The 18,975-nt window shown below is 54.6% G+C and carries 15 protein-coding genes; 7 read left to right on the top strand and 8 right to left on the bottom strand.

The genetic code is table 11. The features are described from left to right. Window positions 1–34 precede the first annotated feature (34 nt). The 4 genes from secA to ACTJIK_RS06030 all read left to right on the top strand — a co-directional run bounded on the left by secA (window position 35) and on the right by ACTJIK_RS06030 (window position 5,753). Window positions 35–3,361: a preprotein translocase subunit SecA gene (gene secA / locus ACTJIK_RS06045; RefSeq protein ID WP_440645456.1), complete on the top strand. Its 3,327-nt coding sequence runs from the start codon at window positions 35–37 to the stop codon at window positions 3,359–3,361. A gap of 86 nt (window positions 3,362–3,447) precedes the next feature. Continuing rightward, window positions 3,448–4,110, top strand: coding sequence for a deoxyribose-phosphate aldolase (gene deoC / locus ACTJIK_RS06040; RefSeq protein WP_440645455.1), 663 nt, complete (start codon window positions 3,448–3,450; stop codon window positions 4,108–4,110). A gap of 42 nt (window positions 4,111–4,152) precedes the next feature. Continuing rightward, window positions 4,153–4,578: an SPOR domain-containing protein gene (locus ACTJIK_RS06035; protein ID WP_440645454.1), complete on the top strand. Its 426-nt coding sequence runs from the start codon at window positions 4,153–4,155 to the stop codon at window positions 4,576–4,578. Continuing rightward, window positions 4,575–5,753 (top strand): M20 metallopeptidase family protein, encoded by a 1,179-nt coding sequence (locus tag ACTJIK_RS06030; protein ID WP_440645453.1) that lies wholly within the window; start codon window positions 4,575–4,577, stop codon window positions 5,751–5,753. Before ACTJIK_RS06035 ends, ACTJIK_RS06030 begins: the two co-directional genes overlap by 4 nt. Window positions 5,754–5,816: 63 nt before the next feature. Here the strand turns inward: ACTJIK_RS06030 and ACTJIK_RS06025 are convergent, their stop codons facing one another. The 4 genes from ACTJIK_RS06025 to ACTJIK_RS06010 are packed head-to-tail and all read right to left on the bottom strand — an operon-like array spanning window position 5,817 to window position 8,636. Further along, window positions 5,817–6,560 (bottom strand): hypothetical protein, encoded by a 744-nt coding sequence (locus ACTJIK_RS06025; protein ID WP_440645452.1) that lies wholly within the window; start codon window positions 6,558–6,560, stop codon window positions 5,817–5,819. Window positions 6,561–6,571: 11 nt separating this feature from the next. After that, complete coding sequence (locus tag ACTJIK_RS06020; protein WP_440645451.1) at window positions 6,572–6,949, bottom strand: GntR family transcriptional regulator; 378 nt, start codon at window positions 6,947–6,949, stop codon at window positions 6,572–6,574. A gap of 16 nt (window positions 6,950–6,965) precedes the next feature. Then, window positions 6,966–7,787 (bottom strand): hypothetical protein, encoded by an 822-nt coding sequence (locus tag ACTJIK_RS06015; protein ID WP_440645450.1) that lies wholly within the window; start codon window positions 7,785–7,787, stop codon window positions 6,966–6,968. Between the two features lie 12 nt (window positions 7,788–7,799). After that, window positions 7,800–8,636 carry an ABC transporter ATP-binding protein gene (locus tag ACTJIK_RS06010; RefSeq protein WP_440645449.1) on the bottom strand — a complete coding sequence of 279 codons (837 nt, stop codon included), beginning with the start codon at window positions 8,634–8,636 and terminating at the stop codon, window positions 7,800–7,802. A gap of 158 nt (window positions 8,637–8,794) precedes the next feature. On the opposite strand from ACTJIK_RS06010, the gene ACTJIK_RS06005 reads away from it, so the two are divergent. Further along, window positions 8,795–11,158, top strand: coding sequence for a peptide-binding protein (locus tag ACTJIK_RS06005; RefSeq protein WP_440645448.1), 2,364 nt, complete (start codon window positions 8,795–8,797; stop codon window positions 11,156–11,158). Between the two features lie 96 nt (window positions 11,159–11,254). On the opposite strand, the gene glyA is transcribed toward ACTJIK_RS06005, so the two are convergent. Next, a complete protein-coding gene (gene glyA / locus ACTJIK_RS06000; RefSeq protein ID WP_440645447.1) occupies window positions 11,255–12,535 on the bottom strand; it encodes a serine hydroxymethyltransferase in 1,281 nt (426 codons plus the stop codon). Window positions 12,536–12,757: 222 nt separating this feature from the next. Here glyA and ACTJIK_RS05995 point away from each other — a divergent pair, with 222 nt between their 5' ends. Beyond that, window positions 12,758–13,750, top strand: a complete 993-nt coding sequence (locus ACTJIK_RS05995) for a sugar phosphate nucleotidyltransferase (RefSeq protein ID WP_440645446.1) — start codon at window positions 12,758–12,760, stop codon at window positions 13,748–13,750. Between the two features lie 44 nt (window positions 13,751–13,794). Next, window positions 13,795–14,754 (top strand): NAD(P)H-dependent flavin oxidoreductase, encoded by a 960-nt coding sequence (locus tag ACTJIK_RS05990; RefSeq protein WP_440645445.1) that lies wholly within the window; start codon window positions 13,795–13,797, stop codon window positions 14,752–14,754. A 212-nt stretch (window positions 14,755–14,966) separates the two neighbouring features. On the opposite strand, the gene ACTJIK_RS05985 is transcribed toward ACTJIK_RS05990, so the two are convergent. The 3 genes from ACTJIK_RS05985 to ACTJIK_RS05975 form a co-directional block, all read right to left on the bottom strand. After that, entirely contained in the window at window positions 14,967–16,271 is a 1,305-nt protein-coding gene (locus ACTJIK_RS05985) for an ABC transporter permease (RefSeq protein WP_440645444.1), read from the bottom strand. Between the two features lie 44 nt (window positions 16,272–16,315). Continuing rightward, complete coding sequence (locus tag ACTJIK_RS05980) at window positions 16,316–17,233, bottom strand: ABC transporter ATP-binding protein (protein WP_440645443.1); 918 nt, start codon at window positions 17,231–17,233, stop codon at window positions 16,316–16,318. A 93-nt stretch (window positions 17,234–17,326) separates the two neighbouring features. Continuing rightward, window positions 17,327–18,886 carry an FAD-dependent oxidoreductase gene (locus ACTJIK_RS05975; protein WP_440645442.1) on the bottom strand — a complete coding sequence of 520 codons (1,560 nt, stop codon included), beginning with the start codon at window positions 18,884–18,886 and terminating at the stop codon, window positions 17,327–17,329. Between the last annotated feature and the right edge of the window lie 89 nt (window positions 18,887–18,975).

The raw sequence follows: 18,975 nt of genomic DNA, 5'->3' as shown, positions 1-18,975 counted from the left end.
GGTTATTTTATCTTTTGAAATCGAAAATTTTAACATGCTAGGTTTTTTAACAAAGCTTTTCGGAGGAAACAAGTCAGAGCGCGACATCAAGCTCATCCTCCCTATCGTGAAGCAGATTAACGAGGAGTTCGAAAAACTGTCATCCCTTACCATCGACGAGCTGCGTAATAAAACGCAGGAGTTCCGCGGCCGCATCAAAGCCCACCTGGCTGACACAGACAAGGAGATTGCCGACAAAAAAGCAAGCGCGGAAACTGAAGAAGACGTTAACAGCAAAGACATTACCTACCGTGAGATCGACAAGCTGATCAAGGAGCGGGATAAAAAGATAGAAGAGATATTGCAGGTCATCCTTCCCGAGGCATTTGCCGTAGTGAAGGAAGCGGCGCGCAGGCTGAAGGAAAACAGCAGTATCACTGCCAAAGCCACCGACCTGGACCGCCAGCTGGCCGTTAAAAAGGAATATATCACCATTGAAGGTGACAAAGTGACCTGGAAAAATTCCTGGATCGCCGGCGGCACCGAAGTGACCTGGAACATGGTGCATTACGACGTGCAGCTTATCGGCGGCAGCGTGCTGCACCAGGGTAAGATCTCCGAAATGGCCACCGGTGAAGGTAAAACCCTTGTATCCACCCTGCCCGCCTACCTGAACGCCCTTGCCGGCGAAGGCGTGCATATCGTAACGGTGAACGATTACCTGGCCCGCCGTGACAGTGAGTGGAACGGCCCCCTTTTCGAATTCCTCGGCATCACCGTGGATTGCATCGACAAGCACCAGCCTAACTCCTTCGAGCGCCGCGAGGCCTATAAAGCAGACATTACCTACGGTACCAATAACGAATTCGGTTTCGATTACCTGCGCGACAACATGGTGCACAGCCCCGAGGAAATGGTGCAGCGCAAGCACCATTTTGCCATGGTGGATGAGGTGGACAGCGTGCTGATCGACGATGCGCGTACCCCGCTCATTATTTCCGGTCCTATCCCCCGTGGGGACGAGCAGGAATTCCACGCCCTGAAGCCCCGCATACAGCGCCTGGTGGAAGAGCAAAAGAAAGTGGTGAACGCCAGCCTGCAGGAAGCCAAAAGGCTGATCGCGGAAGGCAAGGACGATCCCAAAACCGGCGGCCTGGCCCTGTTCCGCGCCTACCGCGGCCTGCCCAAGAACAGCGCCATTATTAAATATCTCAGCGAGCCCGGCATGAAAGTACTGCAACAGAAAGCAGAGAACTATTACATTGCCGACCAGCAGCGCGAAATGCCGAAAGTGGACGAAGGGCTTTACTTCCACATCGAAGAAAAAAATAACAGCGTAGACCTTACCGAAAAGGGTATTGCCCTGATCACCGGCGCAGGCGAAGATCCCAACTTCTTCCTCATGCCCGACGTAGGTTCCGAAATAGCGGAGCTTGAAAAGCTCGACCTCTCCGCGGAAGAAAGACTGATGCGTAAAGACCAGCTGCTGCAGGACTTTGCCATTAAATCAGAGCGCATCCACTCCGTACAACAGCTGCTCAAAGCCTACACCCTCTTTGATAAGGACGTGGAATACGTGGTAATGGACGGCAAAGTGAAGATCGTTGACGAACAGACCGGCCGTATACTCGAAGGCCGCCGCTATTCAGACGGCCTGCACCAGGCCATCGAAGCCAAGGAAAATGTGAAAGTGGAAGCCGCCACCCAAACGTTCGCCACTATCACCCTGCAGAACTACTTCAGGATGTACCACAAGCTGGCGGGCATGACCGGTACGGCCACCACCGAAGCCGGCGAGTTCTGGGAGATCTACAAGCTGGACGTGGTGACCATCCCCACCAACCTCCCCATAGTACGTAAAGACGCGGAAGACCTGGTTTACAAAACCAAACGTGATAAATACAAGGCCGTGATCGAAGAGATCAAGAGCCTGAAGGCCGCAGGCCGCCCCGTGCTGGTAGGTACCACTTCCGTAGAGGTATCAGAGCTGCTGGGCAAAATGCTGACCTTCGAAAAAGTGGCGCACAACGTACTGAACGCCAAGCAGCACGCCCGTGAAGCGCAGATCGTGGCCGAAGCCGGCCTGCCCGGCGCGGTGACCATCGCCACCAACATGGCGGGCCGCGGTACGGACATCAAGCTGGGCCCCGGTGTGAAAGAAGCCGGCGGTTTGGCCATCATCGGTACCGAACGCCATGAAAGCCGCCGTGTGGACCGCCAGTTGCGCGGCCGCGCAGGCCGCCAGGGCGACCCCGGTACTTCGCAGTTCTTCGTATCCCTGGAAGACGACCTGATGCGCATGTTCGGCTCGGAACGTATCGCTTCCCTCATGGACCGCATGGGTTACAAAGAAGGCGAAGTGATCCAGCACAGCATGATCACCCGCTCCATCGAAAGGGCGCAGAAAAAAGTGGAAGAGAACAACTTCGGCATTCGTAAACGCCTGCTCGAATACGACGACGTGATGAACAAGCAGCGCACCGTGATCTATTCCAAACGTAACCACGCCCTGTTCGGCGAACGCCTGGCAATAGACATCGATAATTCCTTCTACGAAGTAGCGGAATCGCTTGTGAGCATTCACCGCGAATCCGGCGACTACGAAGCCTTCAAGCTGGAAGTGATCATGAACTTTGCCGTGGATACCTCCATCAGCGCAGACGAGCTGCAAAAAGGCAACGTACAGGAGATCGCCGAAAAGCTGTATGCCGAAGCCGTTCACAACTACCACCGCAGAACATCAGAAGTGACCAGCGGCACCTTCCCCGTGATCAAAAAGATCTACGAAGAGCAGGGCCAGCATATCGAGAATATCTCCATTCCTTTCACAGACGGTAAAAAAGGCATCAACGTGCTGGCGCCGCTGAAAAAAGTGGTGGAAACCGGCGGCAAGGAAACCATTTCCGCGCTGGAGCGCAGCATCACCCTGGCGCTGATAGACGAGTCATGGAAAGAACACCTCCGCGCAATGGACGACCTGAAACAGTCTGTGCAGAGCGCCGTGTACGAACAAAAAGATCCTTTGCTGATCTATAAATTCGAAGCCTTCGAGCTGTTCAAACAAATGAGCGCGGACACCAGCAAGGAGATCGTATCGTTCCTCTGTAAATGCGGCATTCCCGGCCAGCAGGGCGAAACCGCCGAGATCACCGAAGGCCGCGAGGAAAAGACCGACATGAGCCGCATGCGCGCCACGCACCAGGAATTTGACGAAAACGGCAATGGTGCAGCTGCAGCAGCTCCCCGCAGGGAAGAATACGCTCCCACCGCCGAAGAGCACAAGCCCGAACCCGTGCGCGTAGGCCCTAAAGTAGGCAGGAATGATCCCTGCCCCTGTGGAAGCGGCAAGAAATTCAAGAACTGTCACGGTAAAGACCTGTAAATAACATTATACACCCATTCATCTTAACGGAGTTACCCGGGCCAGCCTGTGTAACTCCGTTATCAATTCAGGATAAACCGCCTGCCATGAAGATCAACCGGTACATCGACCATACTATACTGAAACCCGTTACCACCCTGGAGGACATCAAAAACCTCTGCATGCAGGCCGTGGAATATGACTTTGCGGCTGTTTGCGTGCCTCCTCCCTTTGTAAAGCTGGCCAAGACCTTCACCGGGGGCACCACCACCAAAGTGGCCACCGTTACCGGCTTCCCCTTCGGCTACAGCGCTATCGAAGCCAAGGTGGCCGAAAGCGTGCTGGCGATCATAGACGAGGCGGACGAGCTGGATATGGTGGCCAACCTCATCGCCATCCGCGGGGGCGACTGGGAGTACCTGGAGAAGGAGATCGCCACCATCATGCCTATTATCCGCAATAAACAGCGTACGCTGAAGGTGATCATCGAAAGTGGCATATTATTGGAGGATGAGATCGTGAAGTGCTGCGAGCTGTATGCCCGGTACGGGGTGGATTTTGTAAAGACCTCTACCGGCTACGCAGAAAAAGGCGCCACCGTTGAAGCAGTAACGCTGATGCGCAAACACCTGCCTTCCAACATTCAGATCAAGGCTTCCGGCGGGATTCGTACATTTGCTTTCGCCCGGGAGCTGATCAATGCCGGGGCAACCCGGATAGGGGCGAGCGCCAGCGTAGAGATCATGAAACAGGCGGCAGGCATGCAATAATGAAAACCTGCCTTCAATTTCTGCAATCAAACGATTTATTATATGATGTTAAGAACAGGCTGTTTAATTCTTTTTTTGTTCTCCGCCGCTACCCTGCGCGCGCAGGACAGCACGCCCCGGGAAGGAAGCGTGAAGGTCATAAAAGACAGCCGGATAGACATCCTCATCAGGAAACAGATCTACATCAACAACCTGGCTATCCGCAACCAGCCCGGCTTCCGTGTACAGGTGCTTACCACCAACAAACGCAACGAAGCGCTTGACGCCAAGGCCAAAGTGATGCAGCTGTACCCGGATTACCGGAGTTATGTGGATTTTGAAGCACCCTATTTCAAAGTGCGCATCGGCGATTTCAGAACAAGAGACGAAGCCACCGAACTGCGCCAGAAACTCTCAGACCTGTTTAGCGGCGGCGTATTTGTGGTACCTACCATCATCAACGTGTCACCGGAAAAAGAATCAGAATGAAGAACCGGATCAAGTCCCTAGCCAGTGAATACGCACCGGACCTTATTTCATGCAGAAGACACCTCCATTCCCACCCGGAACTTTCTTTCCAGGAATTTGAAACCGCCAGGTTCATCCGGCAAAAGCTGGACGAATACGGCATCGCCTACCGCGCCGGCGTGGCAGGCACTGGTATCATAGCCCTTATTGAAGGAAAGAAACCTTCCAGCAAGGTGATCGCCCTGCGGGGAGACATAGACGCCCTGCCCATAGAAGAAGCCAACGACGTTCCTTATAAATCGCAGAACCATGGCGTGATGCATGCCTGCGGGCACGACGTGCACACCACCGTGGCGCTGGGTGCGGCCCGCATTTTACAGCAGGTGCGCGATGAATTTGAAGGCACCGTTAAAATATTATTTCAGCCGGGAGAAGAAAAACATCCCGGCGGCGCCAGCCTCATGATACAGGACGGCGCACTCGAAGATCCCAAACCGCAGGCCATCCTGGGCCTCCACGTACTGCCCGCGATGGAAACGGGCCGGCTGGGCTTTCATGCCGGCAAATACATGGCCAGCGCAGACGAGATCTACATCACCGTAAAAAGCAAAGGCGGCCATGCCGCCGCACCGCATCTTACGGCAGATACCATCCTCATCGCCTCCAACCTGGTAGTAAGCCTTCAGCAGATCATCAGCCGCAACAACGACCCGTTCTCCCCTTCCGTATTATCCATCTGCGCTTTCAACGGCGGCTTCACCACCAACGTGATACCCAGCGAAGTGAAGCTGATGGGCACTTTCCGCGCGATGGACGAAACCTGGCGCTTCAAAGCCCACGAGCTGATCCGCAAGCAGGCAACGGAACTGGTGCATGCCATGGGCGCAGAGATCGATATCGATATTCTAGTGGGTTACCCCACGCTGTACAACAACGAAACCGTGACCGCCACAGCACGCGCGCTGGCGGAAGAGTACATGGGCGCTGAAAACGTCGGGGATACCGAGATGCGCATGGGCGCCGAGGATTTTGCATTTTATTCGCAGGTGATACCTGCCTGCTTCTTCAGGCTGGGCACGGGCAACAAAGCAAAAGGCATCACCGCCGGTGTGCACACACCCATTTTTGATGTAGATGAACGGAGCCTTGAAATAGGCGCCGGCACCATGGCTTACCTTGCCACGCAATTCAAATAACTGAAACGGTCCCGGTGAATACCGGGACCGTTTTCATGTTCGATTCCATTTGCTGAGACAGAATTATTGTTTGTTCAAATAAGCCTGCATTTCCGCGGGTTTCCCCGCAATACTCACCCGCGCCATTGAATCCATGTTCCCCTGCACGATCTTCCCGAACCGGTGCGGCGTGTTGAAATAAAACGAGGACAAACCTTTCATTTCATACCACAACGAATCTACCTGCTGCAAGGGCGAGAGGTTCACATAACTGTTCCGGCAGTAAATGGCCAGCGCGGGCAGTTTCATTTTGATAAACGTTACATACCGCGTATTTTCCACCACCATCTTAAAAGGTTCCTGCTGCGACATATCAGGTATCTCCACCATCCCGTTCAGCACCGTAAAAGAAGCCAATGCGGGCGCGTATACTTTCAGCGAATGGCTGTCATCGTAATTAAGATCGTTCCTGTCGCGAAGCCGGTCTATTTCATATCCCAGGAAAAGCGTGTCGCCCCTGTAAGATTCCTTCAGATACCTGCCGAGCTTGTTGCTCACCGTTATTTGCGGCGGGAATTGAGGGCCCACCTCCAGTGCAATGCTGCGTTGATCCGGTATATAACGGCTGTCCTGGAAACCGCTCGCCAATTTCCCGTTGAACACCAGGTGGCGGAAGGGTTTCAGGGGCCGGGTAATGCTTTCCTGCACTCCTCCCCTTTCGCTGAAATTCCCTTTGGCATACTGCACTTTCAGCAGCAGGTTGAACAGGATCATCATGCCTGTAAGCGCCACGATGAAACCGATAAATATTTTGTTGCTCTTTTTCATGTTTGATGCATTTATTGCGCCTTCAGCTGGCGCTGTTTGAACTTTTCATACCGGGCCTTGAGCTCGTCCAGCTCAACACCCAGCAGGTACATTTTCCGGAAGAACAGCGGCAGCTCTTCCTGCAGGAACTGTTCCTTACGCGCGGCAAGAATTTTTTTCACCGCGTCGTCGCTCACGAAATAACCGAGGCCACGGCGTGTGTAAATGACGCCCTGCTGCTGGAGATATTCGTAGGACCGCATGACGGTATTGGGATTTACTTCCAGCGTAACGGCCAGCTCGCGCACGGAAGGCACTTTGCCTTCGGGCGCCCAGTGCTGGAGCTGCACCTGGTCGCACACGTAATCCGCGATCTGGAGATATATGGGCTGCGTTTGATTGAATTCCATAAAAAAGATTGAGGCGTTACAGCTCCTGCTCGCGCAGTTTGAGATAAGCCAGGTAAACGAACACTACGGGAATAAGGCAAAGGAACAGCGTGAATATCCATTGCTGGCCGGGCGGCAGCGCCAGGTTATATACCCTGAACCCGCTCTGCCCGCCGGGCATATCGCCGGCTACGCTGAGATACATGAACGGGGTGGCCGCCCAGTAAGCAAAGCGGGTGCCTTCATATGGTGCGGGCTGAACGCTGCTGATCACCATTTTACCAAGCATGCTATTGAAGAAAGAAAACACGAGCACAGGCACGCACAACATCACCAGGGTTTTCACAAAAGTGAGTTTCCTGAACCACACCGCGCACAACAATGTGACCGGCAGCAACAAGAACAGTATCGTCAGCGCATTTATCCCCGTTTCGCCGTTGAGGAGGTACAGTTCGTTCGGATGGCCGAATACCTGTATGTCCACCTGGTTTGCCAGCGCGTTGCACAGCAGGTAAAGGAGGGTGAAACCCGCAGGGAACAGGATAAACACCAGCAGGAACGCCACCGCCAGCCTTTCCAGGGCGGATACCGGCATCATGAGCGCCTGTATCCTGCGGCTCCTGCCGCTGAATTGCCGGAATGCCAGGGTGCCGAATGTAACACACGAAAAAAGCAGGGTGAAGTCATAGCTTTCCTCCTGCGCATCGAACTCGAAACCCAGGTCGCCATTCGCGGCGCGGAAGATCATATACACGAGCAGCAACCCCGCTACAGCGGCCGCCCCCAGCAGGTAAAACCTGCGGTTGACCTCAAGCTGCAGCTTCAATAAAAGTATAAAACGGTGGAAGGAGAATTTCATCGGTAAAAGGTTTTAACGGTTAAATAAAGGAAGGATCTTTTCTTTCTCCGCCATCACGGCGTTGAAGAACATTTCCATATCCATACGGCTCTGCTCCGCCCGGCGGTTCACCGCGACCACGGCATATCCTTTCAGCCCGCCTTCGCTATAGATAGGCGCTTCCGTTTCTTCCAGGCTCATCACCTGCCTGAAGCTGAGCTTTTCCGTGATGCTGGAAACGGGCTGCTGGAGAATAACACGGTGATCTTCCAGGATCAGCACTTCGTCGATCAGGCTGTCCAGGTCTTTTACCTGGTGCGTGCTGATGATGATGCACTGGCCCTCCTGCAGGCTGCCCGCGATCACTTTGCGGAACTGCCGCTTGGACGGGATGTCCAGCCCGTTGGTGGGCTCGTCCATCAGTATCAGCCGGGCGTTGGTGGCCAGCGCAAAGCTGATGAGCACTTTCTTTTGCTGGCCGTGGCTGAGCGCCCGGAGATGCTCGTTTCCTTCCATCCCGAAAGCCTTTAGATATTCTTCAAAGGAAGCGCGGCTGAAAGCGGGATAAAAAGGCGCATAGAGCCGCAGGTAATTATTGATCTGCATATCCGGCAGCTCAAAATCTTCCGGCAGCAGGCATACCTGCTGCAAAAAAGCGGGCTCGCGGCGGGATGGCGTGTGCCCCAGCACGGTACAGCTGCCGGAAGCAGGGAACAACAGGCCGCAGATATTATACATCAGGCTGCTTTTACCCGCGCCGTTCTTTCCCAGCAGGCCGTATATGCGGCCTGGGCTCAGCTCCAGGTTCACATCCCGGAGAATGGGTACGGCTTTGTTGTAGGAAAAATGAAGGTGTTGAAGGGATACCATATATTGGAGTTATGGGTTTAAATTAGTGTACTACTTAACTAGTACACTGTAAATGTACAGCAATTCCTTTATTCTCCAAATTTTTCTGCAAGAATTTGATCATTTACTATTACCCTGCCTGGAAATATGGGGTTAACTTGTGTTTTTAACATCTGCATATGTTTAAATGGCTACTCACCTGTTGTATGGCGCTAACCCTTCCGTCGCTGGGGCAAACGCAGAGGATTTACCTTTCACCTGCCGGGAAAGACACTGATCCCGGTACCAAAGAACGGCCCCTGGCCACGCTGCACCGCGCGCAGCAACTCTGGCGGCAGCTCCGTGCGCAACATCCCGGGCGGAACATCCAGGTAACCCTGCGCGGCGGCATTTATTACCTGGACAGTGCGCTGGTGCTCACGCCGGAAGATAACAGCGATATGAACAGCGTGCTTTTCATCATGGGTTACCCCGGCGAAAACGCGGTGATCAGCGGCGCGCGGCCGTTGAAGGTGAACTGGCAGGCGCAGGAAAACGGCATCTACTCCGCTACCATTCCTGCATCCGTTACCGCCATGGACCGGCTGTATATGAACGGGCAGACGAAGATACTGGCGCGTTATCCGAATTACGATTCCACTGCAAGGTTCTACCACGGCACCTCCGCGGACGCGCTCGCTCCCGGAAGGATCAAAACCTGGAAACATCCTGAGGGCGGCATTGTGCATGCCCTGCACCGCGCCGAATGGGGCGGCTACCACTACCGCATCACCGGTGTGGACTCAACGGGCAATGCCATGCTGGAAGGCGGCTGGCAGAACAACCGGCAGATGGGGCTGCATGCGCAGCACCGTTACGTAGAGAACATCCGGGAAGAGCTGGATGCGCCGCAGGAATGGTTCTTCGACGCCGCGCAGCATACGCTTTATTATAAACCCCCGCCCGGACAGCAGCCCGCCGCCGATATCGCATACGCATCGCTTACAGAACTGGTCGTGATCAAAGGCACAGAAAAGAAACCGGTGAAGCAGGTGATACTGAACAATCTCCAGTTCACCGGCAACACACGGACCTTTATGCTCACCAAAGAGCCGCTGCTGCGCAGCGACTGGACCATCTACCGCGGCGGGGCGCTGCTGGTGGAAGGCGCGGAATACTGCTACGTGAGCAATTGCTTTTTTAACGAAGTGGGCGGCAATGCCGTATTCGTGAACAATTATAACCGTTACGTGAGCATAGACAGCTGTCATATTTATAAAGCAGGCGCCAGCGGCATCGCCTTCGTGGGCAACCCCGATGCGGTGCGCTCTCCCGCATTCGAATATAACCAGGCCGTTCCCTATGCGCAGATGGATCTCACGAAAGGCCCGAAGGGCAACGATTACCCGAAACAATGCAAGGCCACGGACAACCTGGTACAATACACCGGCGAAACGGAAAAACAATCCGCCGGCGTGCAGATATCCATGGCTTCGCACATCAACGTGGCTTACAATACCATTCACGACCTGCCGCGGGCGGGCATCAACATCAGCGAAGGCACCTGGGGCGGGCATATCATTGAGCACAACGACGTGTACAACACCGTGCTCGAAACCGGTGACCATGGCGCGTTCAACTCCTGGGGCCGCGACCGGTTCTGGCATCCCGACCGCCGGGTGATGGACAGCGCCACTACCGCCAACATCAGCATGGTGCTGCTGGATGCGGCCACCACCACGGTGATCCGCAACAACCGCTTCCGCTGCGATCACGGCTGGGATATTGACCTGGACGACGGCTCCTCCAACTACCGCATCTACAACAACGTATGCCTCAACGGCGGCCTCAAGCTACGCGAAGGATTTTTCCGCACCGTAGAAAACAACATACTGCTCAACAATTCCTTTCACCCGCATGTATGGTTCCTCAACAGCGGCGACATATTCCGCAAGAACATCGTAACTACCGCCTACAAACCCATACAGATCAAAAAGTGGGGCGAGCGGGTGGATTCCAATTTCTTTCCTGATGCGGACGCGCTAAAAGCCGCGCAGGCCAATGGTACGGACCGGCATTCGTTGTACGGCAACCCGCAGTTCATCAATTTCGCAGCGGGCGATTACCGTGTGAAACCCGGCAGCGGCGCACTGAAAGCAGGCTTCCGAAATTTCCCGATGAACCAGTTCGGCGTGCGCATCAAACGGCTGCGGGCCAAAGCGGCGCCGGCGCCTTTGCCTGCAACTTTGTTCTCACAGCAATCCGGCAGGCAGGCAGGCATCAGCTGGAAGGGCGCAACCGTGAAGAATATTGAAGGATTGGGAGAACGCTCCGCCACCGGCCTGCCTGATGAAAAAGGCGCTTACTTTATCACCGTGCCCGCCGGTAGCGAAGCGGAGAAGATGGGCTTCCGCACGGGAGACGTGCTGCTGATGCTGAACGGCGAAAAGGTGAACAACATCAAAGACTTTCTCAGCATTTACCAGTCAAACGCCTGGCACCAAAAGCTGAAGGCTACGGTGTTCAGGAACCAGCAACCTGCAGAGATCAATGTATCGAAGTAAAGCGACCGCCTTACCGGGATAGTATACAGTGGACATAAAAAAGAAGGCCGCCTCGGATGAGACGGCCTCTTTTTTTACAAACCTCTTAAAGATTTATTATTTCAGCTCAGGGTAGAGCGGGAATTGTTTCATGAATTCGTTCACCTCGCCGCGCACCTTCGCGATCAGGTCTTCGTTGTCTGCGTCCAGGATCAGCTTATCCATCCATTCAACGATCTGCGGCATATGCTCTTCCTTCAGGCCGCGGGTGGTGATAGCGGGAACGCCTACACGGATACCGGAGGTGATGAAAGGCGATTTATCGTCGTAGGGAACCATGTTCTTGTTAACCGTGATATCCGCTTTTACAAGGATCTGCTCGGCTTTTTTACCGCTGATGTTCTTGTTGCGCAGGTCTATCAGCATCAGGTGGTTATCGGTACCGCCGGAAATGATCTGGTAGCCTTTCTCCACGTAAGCGCGGGCCATGGCCTGCGCGTTGCGGATCACCTGGCGGGCGTACTGGTCGTATTCGTCTGTCAGTATCTCGAAGAAGGATACTGCTTTGGCTGCGATCACATGCTCGAGCGGGCCACCCTGGATGCCGGGGAATACGGCCATATCCAGCAGGTTGCTCATCATGCGCACTTCGCCTTTGGGGGTTTTGAGGCCGAAGGGGTTCTCAAAGTCCTTACCCATCAGGATCATACCGCCGCGGGGGCCGCGGAGCGTTTTATGCGTGGTGGTGGTTACGAAATGGCAATGCGCGAACGGTGAGTTGAGCAGCCCTTTGGCGATAAGGCCGGCGGGATGCGCAATATCCGCCATTACGAAAGCGCCCACTTTGTCGGCGATCTCGCGGATGCGTTTGTAATCCCAGTCGCGGCTGTAAGCGGAAGCGCCGCAGATGATCACTTTCGGCTTTTCCTGGAGCGCTACTTCCTCCATTTTATCATATTCAACCAGGCCGGTCTCTTTATTCACACCGTAAAAGAACGGCTGGTAAAGCTTCCCGGAGAAGTTAACAGCGGAACCGTGGGTAAGGTGCCCGCCCATGCTGAGGTCAAGGCCCAGTATCTTGTCGCCGGGCTGCAGGATGGCCAGCAATACAGCAGCATTGGCCTGCGCGCCGGAGTGAGGCTGAACGTTGGCGTATTCAGCGCCGAAGATCTGTTTGGCGCGGTCGATAGCCAGCTGTTCGCTCAGGTCCACCACTTCGCAACCGCCATAGTAGCGGCGCCCGGGGTACCCCTCTGCGTATTTATTGGTCATTACATTGCCCATGGCCTGCATAACCTGGAGGCTCGTAAAGTTCTCCGAAGCTATCAGCTCAATGCCGTGGCGCTGTCTTTCCAGTTCCTGGCCAATGATATCAAATATCTGCTGGTCTCTTTGCATGGTGAAGGAAAATTTAAGACGCAAAATTAATCTTCTTCCGGGTAATTATAAACTTGGAATTGATGAAAAGAAGTCTCGGGTAATATAAATGTTAATCCTAATATTAATCCGATAATGATAAATCCTAATTCATTTTTAAGGATTGATTCCGTAATTTGCCCGCGATTAAGCAGTGAGAACGGTTTATCGCAAGCAGTGAACCATACACTCCAAATCCTTTACATGAAGGCAATAATTCCAGTAGCCGGCGCAGGCACCAAGCTGCGCCCACATACATATACACAACCTAAGGCTTTGATTCCACTCGCCGGGAGAACGATCCTGAGCATCATCGTGGATCAGCTGGTGGAGGCCGGTATCCGCGAATTCGTGTTCGTAGTGGGTTACCTTGGCGAAAAGATCCAGCATTACGTTGAAAAAAAATACCCTGACCTCACCACCCACTTCGTGCAGCAGAATTCGCGCGAAGGTACGGGCCATGCCATCCTGCTCACGCGCGACGTGGTGGGCGGTGACGAAGTGCTCATCGTGCTGGGAGACACCATCGTGGAAGGGGATTTCCATGAAGTGATCAACTCGCCGCACTCCGTGCTGGGCGTAAAGAGAGTGGACGACCCGCGGAACTTCGGCGTGGCCGAGATCAACGATCAGAACAAGATCACGCGCGTGGTGGAGAAGCCGCAGATACCGAAGTCGAACATGGCGCTGGTAGGCATGTACAAGATCAGGGAAACCGAACAGCTGTACCAGTGCCTGGAAGATAATATCAAACAGCAGGTGCGCTCGCACGACGAATTCCAGCTCACCGACGCGCTGGAATGCATGATCCGCCACGGCGTACAGTTCAATGCCTTCAAGGTGAACAACTGGTTCGACTGCGGGCGGAAAGAGACCCTGCTGGAGACCAACGCCATCCTGCTGAAAAAATATAAGCTGGCCACCAACCCGGTGCTGCCCTACGAAAATACCATCATCATCCCGCCCGTGAGCATCGGAGAAGGCTGCAATATCAAGAACAGCATCATCGGGCCGAACGTGGCCATCGGCGATAATACCGTGATCAGTTATTCCATCGTGAAAGACTCCATCATCGGCTCGTTCAGCAATCTTTACGAAGTGGTGCTCAAATCGTCCCTCATCGGCAGCGACGCCAATATCCGCGGGCTCAGCCAGAGCCTGAACATCGGGGACAATACGGAGATCGACCTTGGCTAACGCTTTTATCATTAAATTGCCTCCCTGTAACCAATCACCAACACATGGCGGCATTCAGCAATCCCGTTACGAAACTCTTCAGCACGGATTATCCCATCATCCAGGCAGGCATGATATGGGCCAGCGGCTGGCGTTTGGCCAGCGCAGTCAGCAATGCCGGCGGGCTCGGCCTCATCGGTTCCGGCAGCATGTACCCGGATCAGCTGCGTGAGCACATCCGCAAATGCAGGCAGGCCACCAGCCGTACTTTCGGCGTAAACGTGCCGCTCCTTTACCCCGACATAGAAAAACACATCGACATTATTATAGCAGAAGGCGTGAAAGTGGTTTTCACCTCCGCCGGCAATCCCAAAACCTGGACGCCCCTGCTGAAAGAAAAAGGGATCACCGTGGTGCATGTGGTATCCAGCTCGAAGTTCGCGGTGAAGAGCCAGGACGCGGGCGTGGATGCCGTGGTGGCGGAAGGTTTTGAAGCAGGCGGCCACAACGGCCGCGAAGAGACCACTACCATGGTGCTGGTACCGGCGGTGGCGGATGCCGTAAAGATACCGGTGATAGCCGCTGGCGGCATTGGCTCAGGAAAGGCCATGGCGGCGGCTTTCGCGTTAGGCGCCTCAGGTGTGCAGGTGGGCAGCCGTTTTGTGGCCACGCCCGAAGCATCGTCGCACCAGTCGTTTAAAGACGCGGTGGTAAAGGCCGGCGAAGGCGATACCATGCTTTCGCTCAAGCAGCTTACGCCCGTGCGGCTGCTGCGCAACGCATTCTTCGAAGCCGTGCAGAAAGCCGAGCAGGAAGGCGCCAGCCGTGAAGAGCTGAACATCCTCCTGGGCCGCGGCCGTTCCAAACGAGGGATGTTTGAAGGCGACCTGGCAGAGGGAGAGCTGGAGATCGGGCAGGTGAGCGCGCTCATCGGCGGCATCATGCCCGCGGCAGATGTGCTGCGCGAGATATGGGACGGGTTCCTGGAAACGGGGCGCAGGCTGGGCGGGATGGCGAGCGGATAGCGATCTGTTAAAATGGATCATCATTGCATGGAAAGCCCGTCATTGCGAGGAGCAGCAGAGCCAAAGCGGGGGAGCGACGAAGCAATCTCCTACACCGGATTGATATCCTCCAAGCTATTGAGAGATTGCTTCGTCGCGGCTCCTGCACAAAGGCCCCGCAGCTCCTCGCAATGACGACCTTTGTTGGCCAACGTTGGCTTATCTTAGAAAGATCAGCTCTTACGGATCACCCACTTCGCCACTTCTTTCAGCGTGACCTTTTTACCATACAGTAAAATACCTGTGCGGTAAATTTTCGCCGCCACCCAGGTAGTGCCGATGAACCCACCGATCAGCAGCAGCATAGACAATCCCAGCTGCCAGTAAGGCACCGTGCCCGGCACGCCGTAAGGTATCCTCGCCATCATCACGATGGGCGATGAAAAGGGAATGATGCTTCCCCAGACAGCCAGGCTGCTGTTGGGCTTGCTGACCGCAGCGATCATGATGAAGATCGAAAAGATGACAGGTAAAGTGATCGGGAAAGTAAGCGACTGCGCATCGTTCGGGTCTTCATTCACCAGGCTGCCCACTGCGGCGAACAGCGCCGCGTAAAACAGGTACCCGCCGAGGAAATAGAACAGGAATATCATGATCAGGAAGGTCCAGTTCACACCCTGCAACGCTTCCTGCACCTGCAATGCCATTTGCTCGCTGGCCGTATAGGACGGGCTTCCCGCCATGCCGTTGCTCATCGCGCTGCTGGCCATTTCAGGGCCCCATGCCAGTATGATCACGAAATACAATCCCACTATCAGTACGATCCATATCAGGAACTGGGTGAGCCCTACGAAAGCGATCCCGATGATCTTGCCCATCATCAGCTGGAAGGGCCGCACGCTGGAGATCATCACTTCGGCGATGCGGTTCATCTTCTCCTCCATTACCCCCCGCATCACCACGGTGCCGAACACCAGCAGGATAATGTAGATCAGGAAACCGGAGGCATAGCCGATGATGTAGGCACGGCCTGCGCTGCCCTTCTTTTCTTCGCGGCCGGCCAGGTTCACGATGTCCACATCGGCGCGGATGCTTTCCAGCTTGGACTTGTCGATGCCGGCCTGCTCCATGCGTTTGTCTTCCAGCACATTTTCCAGCTTCTTTTCCATTTTGGATTTCAGCATGATGTTCATCTGGCCCTTGCTATAATAAATAATGCTGGGCGGGCGGCTGACGTCCATCTGCGGGATATGCAGCACCCCGGTATAGCCGAGTTCGGAATAGTTCTTTTTGAGGGAATCAATGTTCTGATCTACAAATTTGTAGTGCAGGTTGTCTTCATCGGCGATCTTGCCGGTGAATATTTTGCTTTCGTCCACCACGGCCACGTTCTCGTTATCGGTTCCGCCCGCGATCAGTATGGGCACCACCAGCATGGCTACAAACAGCAGCGGCAGCAGCAGCGTTACAACTACAAAGGATTTTTTCTTTACCCGCGTCAGGTACTCTCGTTTGATGATGATCCAGATCTTATTCATGGTTGCAGGATTTCGTTTTCTGTACGTTTATAAAATTTCGCAGGTTAGTTCGCCATATCCGTCATCTTCACCTGGGAGATGAACACTTCATTGATCGTGGGCAGTATTTCCTTGAAAAAGTTCACCTGGATGCCATGGTGAATGAAATGGGACAATATATCGTTTGTCTGGCTGAATTCGTTCAGTTTAACGGTATAGGCCTTGTCGTGGTTCTGGATGATGGTGAAATGATGGGTGGCCATCTGCGCGGGATTGGGCTGCGTATCCAGCCCGATGCGGAACAGGTGCTGCTTGAAATCCTGCTTGATCTGCTTCACCGGCCCGTCCAGTATCTTGCGCCCTTTGTTCACCAGCACGATGTGGTCGCAGATCTCTTCCACCTGCTCCATGCGATGGGTGGAAAATATGATGGTGGTGCCGTTCTTTGCCATGTCGAATATCTCGTCCTGTATGAGCTGCGAGTTGATCGGGTCCAGGCCGGAGAAGGGCTCATCCAGTATCAGCAGCTTGGGATGGTGCATGATGGTGGAAATGAACTGTACCTTTTGCTGCATGCCCTTGCTCAGCTCTTCGATCTTTTTATTGGACCAGGAAGTGATATCGAATTTATTGAACCAGTAATCGATCTTGTCCAGCGCATCCTTTTTGCTCAGGCCTTTCAGCTGGGCAAGATAGAGCACCTGTTCGCCTACTTTCATTTTCTTGTAGAGCCCGCGCTCTTCGGGCATGTAGCCGATATATTGAATATCGTGATGAGGGTCGAAGCGTTTGCCGTCGAAGAGTATCTCCCCGGCGTCCGGATAGAATATGCCGGTGATCATCCGCAGCAGCGTGGTCTTACCCGCGCCGTTCGGCCCAAGCAAGCCGAAGATGCTGCCTTTCGGGATGGAGAAACTGATATCGTCCACAGCTTTGTGGGTGGCATAGTGCTTCTTGAGATGTTGCAGGTCCAGTACGTTCATAATCTTGATTGACGATGTTAAATTACAGGTTCTCCCGTACGGGGCCAAGGAATTCATATAGAATTTTCATAATAATACACGAACCGGCTGTTGCTATATACGAACTCCCGCGATGGCTTCAGCCACGCGTTCCCCGTCCATGGCGGCAGACACGATGCCGCCTGCATAACCGGCCCCTTCCCCGCATGGGTAAAGGCCTTTCACCTGCGGATGCATGAGCGTGGCGTCTTCCCGCGGAATGCGCACCGGCGACGAGGTACGTGATTCCGTTGCCACCAGGATGGCATCGTCCGTATAATATCCCCTGATCTTTTTGCCGAAGGCTTTGAAGGCTTCACCGAGCCGGGTGTGTACAGCAGCGGGCAGCACTTCACGCAGGTTCACGCTGTTCAGGCCGGGAATATAGGAACAATCGGGCAGGGTGGCGGATACTTTCCCTTTTACAAAGTCCGTCATGCGCTGGGCCGGTGCTACAAAGCTGCCGCCGCCTGCTTCGTAGGCTTCTTTCTCTACGGCCTGCTGGTAGTACATGGCGGCAAGGCTGCCTTCCTTTGCAAATGGCGCAAAGTCACCTTCATCCACGGTTACTACCATGCCTGAGTTGGCGTAAGGGTTGTTGCGTTTGGAAGGGCTCCATCCGTTCACCACCAGTTCGCCCGGCGATGTGGCGGCAGGAGCGATGATGCCACCGGGGCACATGCAGAAGGAGAACACGCCGCGGCCTTCCACCTGTTCCACGAGGCTGTAGCTGGCAGGCGGCAGGTGATCGCCGCGTAGGCTGCAATGATACTGGGCACTGTCTATCAGCGACTGCGGATGTTCCACGCGTACGCCCAGCGCGAAGGGCTTTGCTTCTATTAATATATGTTTATCGCGCAGCAGATGGAAAATATCGCGGGCGGAGTGGCCGGTGGCGAGTATGACGTGTTTTGCATCCCAGGTTTCGCCGGCGGCGGTCTTTACGCCGGTGATGCGGCCGTCGTGCACGAGGAAGTCCGTCACCTTCTGTTCGAAGATCACTTCGCCGCCGCTCTGTATGATCTGTTCGCGCATCGCGGTGATGATGTGCGGGAGCTTGTTGGTGCCGATGTGGGGATGCGCGTCCGTGAGTATATTTTCATCCGCGCCGAACTGCTGGAAGATATGCAGGATGCGATTGATATTCCCTCTTTTGTTGGACCGGGTGTAGAGCTTGCCATCCGAATACGTACCGGCGCCGCCTTCGCCGAAACAATAATTGGATTCAGGGTTTACGATGCCGGTTTTGTTGAGGGCCGCGAGGTCTCTGCGGCGCGCGCGCACATCCTTCCCTCTTTCCAGTACGACCGGCTCGAGGCCGAGCTCTATCAGCCTTAAAGCCGCAAACAACCCCGCGGGACCTGCGCCGATCACGATCACGCGTTCGGCACCGGGTTTTACGGGATCGTACCGGAAGCCAGGGGAAGTTCTTTGCCTGAAGGGTTCATTTACGAATACTTCCAGTGTGAGCACGAAGTATACCTGCCGCGAGCGGGCGTCTATGGAACGTTTGAGCAGGTTAAAGCCGGTGATGTCTGCGGGTTTCACGCCGAGCGAGGCGGCGGCGTGCCGGGTGATGGCCTTGTGCTGGCCGGCCTCCTGCGGAGGCAGCTTGAGAGATATCTGTTGTATCATGCGCGGTTAGGTATTTATCCTAAAACTGGCTGCGAAGATACGGTATAAACGGCAAAAGGCCCCTTGCGGGGGCCTTCGCGCTATTCAAT

The sequence above is a fragment of the Chitinophaga sp. 22620 genome (assembly GCF_052044405.1).
Classification (GTDB): Bacteria; Bacteroidota; Bacteroidia; order Chitinophagales; family Chitinophagaceae; genus Chitinophaga.
Note: the sequence above shows the minus strand (reverse complement) of the source record. Positions and strands in the feature narration are given on the sequence as shown.